The sequence below is a fragment of the Burkholderia sp. S171 genome (assembly GCF_009766085.1).
Taxonomy (GTDB): domain Bacteria; phylum Pseudomonadota; class Gammaproteobacteria; order Burkholderiales; family Burkholderiaceae; genus Caballeronia.
This window is the reverse complement of the sequence record NZ_LMUF01000059.1, coordinates 25,292-32,377: the sequence shown is the minus strand read 5'-3', so window position 1 is coordinate 32,377 and position 7,086 is coordinate 25,292. Positions and strand designations below refer to the sequence as shown.

5 protein-coding genes and 3 pseudogenes are annotated in these 7,086 nt (G+C 55.4%); 5 read left to right on the top strand and 3 right to left on the bottom strand.

The window, feature by feature from the left end; genetic code table 11:
* Positions 1–213 precede the first annotated feature (213 nt).
* The 5 genes and pseudogenes from GSQ93_RS33160 (at position 214) to GSQ93_RS33145 (ending at position 3,910) form a co-directional block, all read left to right on the top strand.
* Positions 214–1,333: pseudogene (locus tag GSQ93_RS33160) on the top strand (porin).
* A gap of 244 nt (positions 1,334–1,577) precedes the next feature.
* A pseudogene (locus GSQ93_RS38585) lies at positions 1,578–1,769 on the top strand (transposase); the annotation flags it as partial.
* A 33-nt stretch (positions 1,770–1,802) separates the two neighbouring features.
* On the top strand, positions 1,803–1,985 hold the full coding sequence (locus GSQ93_RS38445; protein WP_254074197.1) for an IS66 family insertion sequence element accessory protein TnpB: 183 nt from the start codon (positions 1,803–1,805) through the stop codon (positions 1,983–1,985).
* Positions 1,982–2,326: an IS66 family insertion sequence element accessory protein TnpB gene (tnpB, locus tag GSQ93_RS33150; protein WP_062173719.1), complete on the top strand. Its 345-nt coding sequence runs from the start codon at positions 1,982–1,984 to the stop codon at positions 2,324–2,326. Before GSQ93_RS38445 ends, tnpB begins: the two co-directional genes overlap by 4 nt.
* Before the next feature lie 39 nt (positions 2,327–2,365).
* Positions 2,366–3,910: pseudogene (locus GSQ93_RS33145) on the top strand (IS66 family transposase).
* A 174-nt stretch (positions 3,911–4,084) separates the two neighbouring features.
* Here GSQ93_RS33145 and GSQ93_RS33140 read toward each other — a convergent pair.
* From GSQ93_RS33140 to GSQ93_RS33130, 3 genes are all read right to left on the bottom strand, one after another.
* Complete coding sequence (locus GSQ93_RS33140; RefSeq protein ID WP_158940158.1) at positions 4,085–5,101, bottom strand: LysR family transcriptional regulator; 1,017 nt, start codon at positions 5,099–5,101, stop codon at positions 4,085–4,087.
* 290 nt (positions 5,102–5,391) lie between these two features.
* Positions 5,392–6,318 (bottom strand): DMT family transporter, encoded by a 927-nt coding sequence (locus tag GSQ93_RS33135; protein WP_158940157.1) that lies wholly within the window; start codon positions 6,316–6,318, stop codon positions 5,392–5,394.
* Positions 6,315–6,818: a MarR family winged helix-turn-helix transcriptional regulator gene (locus tag GSQ93_RS33130; RefSeq protein WP_254074193.1), complete on the bottom strand. Its 504-nt coding sequence runs from the start codon at positions 6,816–6,818 to the stop codon at positions 6,315–6,317. The genes GSQ93_RS33135 and GSQ93_RS33130 overlap by 4 nt, the downstream gene beginning before the upstream one ends.
* Between the last annotated feature and the right edge of the window lie 268 nt (positions 6,819–7,086).

Below are 7,086 nucleotides of genomic sequence, written 5' to 3'. Positions count from 1 at the left end.
GCATTGCCCTCGTTCTCACGAAAGCACCACCTTCACATTCGGAATGCCGCGATTCAAGACGGGATCCGCTGACGCTTACGAATAAAGAGCTCTTTCTTTCGACTTTTCCGGATGACGCTGTACGGCAGCCAGATTTCAACCGCTCCACTGAGGTCCTAAAAGACTAATCAGACTCAAGAAATAGGCTAAACCAAACACTTTTGGAGATATTCAATGAAAAAGTCACTTCTCGCACTATTATCATTGGGTACATTGTCAGGCGTTGCTCATTCGCAAAGCGTCGTGACGTTGTACGGCATCATTGACGAAGGCTTAACATCAACACCAACGCTGGGGGCTCTCACCTGTACAACCTCTCCAGTGGTGTTATACAAGGCAGCCGTTGGGGGCTGCGCGGTGTCGAAGATCTAGGTGGTGCCCTGCAGGCGGTTTTTGTTTTAGAAAACGGCTTCGACGTGAATACCGGAAAACTAGGACAAGGCGGTTTAATGTTCGGGCGCCAGTATGACTCCGTGGTTGACTATCTTGAGCGTTAGAAGTGGGCGATCAGTGGGGCGGCTATATTGCTGCCCATCCGGGTGATGTGGATAACTTCAACAACGATTATCGCGCCAACAATGCGGTCAAGTTCACGAGCGCACACTATGGCGGTCTAACGTTCGGTGGAACGTATAGCTTCGGCGGACAGTCGGGCAACATCGCCGGCAATCAAGTTTGGTCGTTGGGGGCCAGCTACAACAAGGGTCCTGTCTTATTAGGCCTGGGTTACTTGAACGCACGTCAGCCGGCCCAAGCTAACGGCTTCTTTGGCAACAACCAATCGACGGGTACAGCATCGGCTGTGACGACTCCGGTCTTCAGCGGGTATACATCTGCCAATACTTATCAGGTCATTGGAGTCGGCGGGGCTTACACGTTCGGCGCATCGACTGTCGGGGCCACATATTCAAACACGAAGTTCGAAAATCTAGGGGCGGTCGCCACGTCTGCATTCCAAAAGGGTGATACTGCAACGTTCAATAACGCCGAAATCAACTTTAAGTACCAGTTGACGCCCGCTTTGCTGCTCGGTGTGGCGTTCGACTACACCAAGGGTAGCGAGGTTACGAATGCAAACGGCAAGGACAACGCGGGCGCCAAGTATTATCAAGCGGCGCTTGGAGCCGATTACTTCATCTCGAAACGCACGGACTTGTACATAATTGGCGTGTACCAAAAGGCCACCGGTACGGACTCAACGGGCAAGGCCGCGGTAGCTGCAATCAGTAACCTGACGCCGTCGGCGAATGACCGCCAATTGGCAGCCCGCGTCGACATACGCCACAAGTTCTAGCAAACCCCGGAAAAAACTCTTGTTATCAAAGGGGGCGCACATCCGAAGCAACGGTGTGCGTCCTCTAAGACTGAGTCACGCGAAGAGGTCGGCTCAGTCTTTTTTGAAGTCCGGGATTGAATTACGAAAGAGGGTACTGCAAATCTTTTGAGGATTGCGCACCGAGAGACGCGCAGTAAGCGTCGCGCGAGGGCCGCACTTGATCTTGCTACCATGAGACGCCAAAGTGGTTCCCACTACTTGAATGGTGGGAACTACTTTGACATTAGAAAAATCGCACTCGGGCAGTCGTAAAGGCTGCCCGAATCATAGTCCGGAGTTTCGGCGCCGAATGGTCGATGCGGCCTGTGAGCCCGGTGTGTCGGTTTCAAGTCTTGCTCGTGAGAACGGCTTGAACGCTAACCTGCTGTTCAGGTGGCGACGAGAACATAGAGTTAAACAGCAGGGCAAGGTTAGCGGGCTTATTCCCGTGAGCGTGGTGACAGACGTAGCGAGCGTGGTTGCGCCAGAGGCGTTGATCGAACCGGATAAGGCGAAGGCGACATCACCGGGCGGCACGATCGAAGTACGAATTGGCCGTGCAATGGTCAAAGTGGATGGCGCGGTCGATGTCGAGACGCTTCGAGCTGTGCTGGCGAGTCTGAGATCGTGATCGGCCTGCCGGCGGGTACGCGAGTGTGGATTGCAGCAGGTATCACCGACATGCGCTCTGGATTCCCGGGGTTAGCTGCCAAGGTGCAGACAGCGCTCGGTGAGAATCCGCTGAGCGGCGACGTGTTCATCTTTCGTGGGCGCCGTGGCGATTTGATCAAGATTCTATGGGCGACTGATGACGGGGTCTGGCTGCTCGCGAAGCGCCTCACAAATGGCCGTTTCATCTGGCCACAGGCTGATGGCGGCAAGATCCATTTGACGAGCGCCCAGCTATCCATGGTCCTCGAAGGGATCGATTGGCGCCAGCCTCGTCGCACAGCGGCATTATTGATGGCGTAGCGGTTGTAAACCGCACGGGATACTCGTAAACTGCGTCGTATGCCGAGCGACGCCGATCTCCCCGATGATGTTGTCACCCTGCAGGCCTTGCTAAGCGAGGCCCTCGCGTCAATTGCCGATCGGGATCGCGAGATTGAACGCCTGAAGGTTCAGATCGACAAGCTCAAACGGATGCACTTCGGCCGTAAATCCGAGCAGTTGGATCGGCAGTTGGATCAACTCGAGACACAGCTAGAGGATCTGGCAACTGGGCAAGGCGCCGCCGACGTTCGCCGGGCGCGCGCGCGATCTCCAAGTTCGGGCATCTCCGTGCAGGCGCCCAAGTAAGCTCTGCCACCCCATCTGCCACGCGAAGATCGCGTGCTGGAACCCGATCCGACATGCCCCAAGTGCGGCAGCGCCATGCGCGCGCTTGGCGAAGACGTGTCCGAGCAGTTGGCGCGCGTCACCGCTATGTTTAAGGTAATCCGCACGATTCGACGCAAGATGGCCTGCCCCAGTTGCGGTCACATCGAACAGCCGCCGTGCCGGGGCTGCCGATCGAGCGCAGCATGGCGCATCCGAGCTTGCTCGCTGACATCCTGGTCTCGAAGTACGCCGACCACATTCCCTTGTATCGCCAAACGGGGATCGCTGCGCGCGAAGGCGTACGCCTTGATCGCGCCACCACAGCGCGCTGGGTTGGACAGTGCGAAGAACTCTGCAGGCCGCTGACCGAAGCGCTGCGCGCCTATGTTATGGCGGCCACCAAGATCCACGCGGATGACACACCGATCCCGGTGCTCGCGCCGGGCAACAAGAAAACCCGCACGGGTCGGCTCTGGGTCTACGTTCGCGATGACCGCCGTTCGGCTTCCATAGAACCGGCCGCCGTCTGGTTCGCTTACTCACCGGACCGCAAAGGCATCCACCCACAAACTCATCTTGCTAAATTTGGGGGCATCCTTCAGGCGGACGCGTATGCGGGCTATGCTGATCTGTACCTCGATGGGAAAATCCGTCCGGCCGCCTGTTGGGATCATGCTCGGCGGTATGTCTTTGACGTCCATGAGAAAACGCCGTCGGAAACCACCACGCAATTGCTTGACAGGATCGGCGAGCTATACGGTATTGAGGCTGAGATCCGCGGCAAGCCTGCAGATGAAACGATTGCGCGTGCGCCAGGAAAAGAGCAAGCCGCTGCTCGTGACTCTCGAAAAGTTGATGCGAGAAAAACTTGCCACGCTTTGGGCGAAAGCACCGTTGGTCGAAGCGATTAACTACTCTTTGAACCGCTGGGATGCGCTCACGTTGTTCTGCGACGATGGACAGGCAGAAATCAGCAATGTACTTGCGGAAAATGCATTGCGTTGTGTGGCGCTCGGCAGGCGCAACTACATGTTCGCCGGCTCCGACAGTGGAGGAGAACGGGCCGCGGCGATGTATTCATTGCTCGGCTCGTGCAAGCTCAATGGCATCAATCCACGTGCTTATCTTGACTACGTGCTGACCCGCATCGCAGACCACAAAATCAACGTCATCGACGAACTAATGCCTTGGAACATCGCCAGACTTCTGCCCTCGTTCCCACCGGCATCAAACTGATCCGCTCGTCTACGAAAATCTGAAGGGCCCCCACGAGACGCTTACGACGCGCACGACAAGCGAGAAGACATACTCTTCTTGGCGCTTAAGCGTAAAAAATGAGATGGAAATATTCTGCAAATTGTGGCTGAGTAAATATAGAACGGTTATGTGGAAGGAAAATTGAGGCTTGGTTTAAGCCCCAAACGGCCTAATGTCGTTCAACGGTAACCGGCCGTCGAACTGGGCATTAATATCAGAAAGGAGCTGTTCACGCCGACCGGGTAGGTTCAAAGCCGCGTCGTCATCGACTAGCGCTTGCGGGATAAACTCGCGTAAAAATTCAATGAACGTCCGAATCTTGGCGTCTAAGTACTGCCGTGATGCGTACAAAGCGTAGACGGTCAACTTCTGTAGTCGATACTCAGGCAGTACCCGGATCAACGCGCCCGTGCGAAACGCGTCCAGCGCTGTAGCCGCAGGCAGCGCGCCAATTCCCACACCAGCGCTTAGCGCCGCCCTTAGCGCGTCAATGACATTAACCTGAAACGCAGAGGGCTGCAGCTCCACAGTTTCGCGGCCACGAGGACCATCAAGATGCCAGCGGTCTCGCGGAAATGCCGGCGAGACGATCTGCAGACACGCTTGCCCCTCCAACTCCTGAGCTGTACGAGGGGTGCCATGATCTCGCAAATATGAAGGTGCGGCACACAACACGTTGTGCACATCGCCTAGCCGATGTGAAACAAGCCCCGAATCTGGCAGTTGCGTCGAACTCAATTGGATTGACACGTCATATCCTTCGTCGAGCAGATCCGGCAAATGCTGCGAGAGCGTCAACTCAACGGTCACAGCGCTATTGCGTTCCTGATAGCACACTATGGCTGGAACCATGTAAGTTTGGCCAAAGCTTGTCGTCGCATGAACGCGCAGCCGCCCCGACGGTATCACATGGGCGTTCGAGGCTTCAGCTTCGGCTTCTTCAACATAGGCGAGTATCCGCTCGCAGCGTTCGCGATAGCGCTGGCCCGCCTCGGTGAGGGCTACACGACGGGTACTGCGATGCAACAGTCGTGTGCGCAAGTGGGCCTCCAGATGTGAAACCAATCGTGAGGCAGAAGCTGTCGAAAGGTTCATGCGTTGCGCAGCGCCGGTAAAGCTACCCTCTTCGGCAATCCGGACAAATACCCGCATCATCTCCAGCGTATCCATCAGTTATTTCCTGTGATTGAAGTTGGCGCTAGTGGCACTGCCCCTGCGCCAATGAATTCGGTGAAGCGTATTATCAAACTTTGATCCCAGCCTAGGCACCGCACGATGGCCCGACATTTAATGCAGCAGTCTACTTCCTGAGAGACGTTAGCCGCTGCGGAGACGCGTGTTCGAATGCTGGGCATCGGGCATCTTGACGACAAAGGGGACGAGGCGGTGTACGGCTGTATCTGCATCATCCCCCGTAGGAAACGTGTCCTTCCATTGTTAGCTGCGGTACTATCGATCGCCTAGAGCGCCTTTTGACCTTGCGTTGCGTTCTTTTTTGAGCGAAACGTTGCGTGACCTTTATCGTTTTCCCGTGCTCGCAGAACGAAAATGTTACCTGCAATAACGGCTGCCGCACCGATTGCAATGTGCGTGTCAGGATGTAACCCTTCAAACAGCATCGATAGCGTAAGCGCAACAACGGGGACTCCCGCGAGCGTGTAGGCCGCCTTACCGGGACCCAATCGACGAACTAACTCAAAATAGAGCATAAACGTGATGCATGATGCTGCGATGGCAAGGTAAAGGAGACTGCCTAAATAACTGACGGATAAATCAAAGGTAAAGGGTGTACCGGAGATTTCGGCCCAGGCGGCGCTGAACACTGAGCCAGTGATCGCGCCCCAGCCCAAAATGGCAACTGTAGGGATTTGAGCTTTCTGATTTCGAGCGCCGATAACGGTTCCAGCTGCAGTGGCGATCGCGGCGGCCAACGCCCACGCGAAGCCCACAGCCACACCTGCCTGCAGGTTCTCAAGCGCGGGCGCGACTATGATTCCGACACCTGTTATTCCGAAAAGTGCTCCGATAAACAGCGACGTCGGCAGCGGCGTGCCGAGAAAGAAACGCCCGATCAAGGCCGCAAATATCGACGAGGTCGAAAGCATCAATGCGGCGAGGCCGCTCGAGATATTCCGTGTCGATTCATAGAACGAAATGAAAGCGAGCGAGAAGAATAGAATACCTTGCAAGGCTACGAAAATTCGGTGCCGGCCCGGGATACCCAGAGGTATTCTTTTAATGGCGCCATAGCAGAGAAGAATTATTCCTGCCAGCCCCATGCGTAGAGCTACCGACCACGGTGCCGGAGTTACACCGACTTGCATAGTAGTTGCGAGCGCACCTGCGCCCCAAAGTACCGTCGTAAGTGCGAACATCAAGGCGTTCATAAGACTTTCCCGTCGAGCAGGGCGCGCCACCCCATGGATTCGATATGCGCACTCTCATCGTCAAGCTTTCGCAACATTCGGCTGATCGACTGTTGTTCATCCAGCGAAAGACTTTTTAGAAGCCTTTTCTCGATATTAATCGCGAGCAGTGCGATCTCTATCGAAGCAGTCGCGCCTTTCTTCGTGATGGAAACAGATGCATAGCGACGATCATTTTTGGCCGATGTTCGCTCGGCGAATTCAAGGGCGACGAGTTGCTTGATGCCACGACTAACCGCGAAAGGGTCGAGCGCGCAAGCGAAGCCTAACTCCGATGCACTCGCTCCAGGGCGTTCGGAGATTGCAGCCAGAATTCGCCACGCAGATTGGGTCAAGCCGTAACGCTCTCCATAGAACTCCTCCAGTGGGCGGGCAATTCGCGCAGTGACTTGGAAAAATCGATAGGGTAACCACTCGCTGAGTCGCAAGTGGACGCTTGCCGACGACTGTTGCAATGCCATAAAAATGCCTCTGCCAATTAATTGCATAGTGCTAGCATAGCGCAAACTATTGTTTGATGCAAAATTAAAGAGACCAACTCATTAGGGATCGCCCTGCATTTTTGCCGAACGAACGCTACATACATGCTGTACGGTGCGTTAGGTCAACCCGACAGGCCCGCAGAGGCCCTCGTGGCAGCAGGCCACAGATTTAAAGGCGCAAGGAGTAGACCAATAGGCGATCAGTGCTCGAGTGCGATGCGGTCGAACAATGTGTTTCCGTTGCGGT

Bases quoted from the DNA above. Each gene is read 5' to 3' on its own strand.
- GSQ93_RS33140 (WP_158940158.1), bottom strand. From the start codon at position 5,101: ATGGATACGCTGGAGATGATGCGGGTATTTGTCCGGATTGCCGAAGAG.
- GSQ93_RS33135 (WP_158940157.1), bottom strand. From the start codon at position 6,318: ATGAACGCCTTGATGTTCGCACTTACGACGGTACTTTGGGGCGCAGGT.
- GSQ93_RS33130 (WP_254074193.1), bottom strand. From the start codon at position 6,818: ATGGCATTGCAACAGTCGTCGGCAAGCGTCCACTTGCGACTCAGCGAG.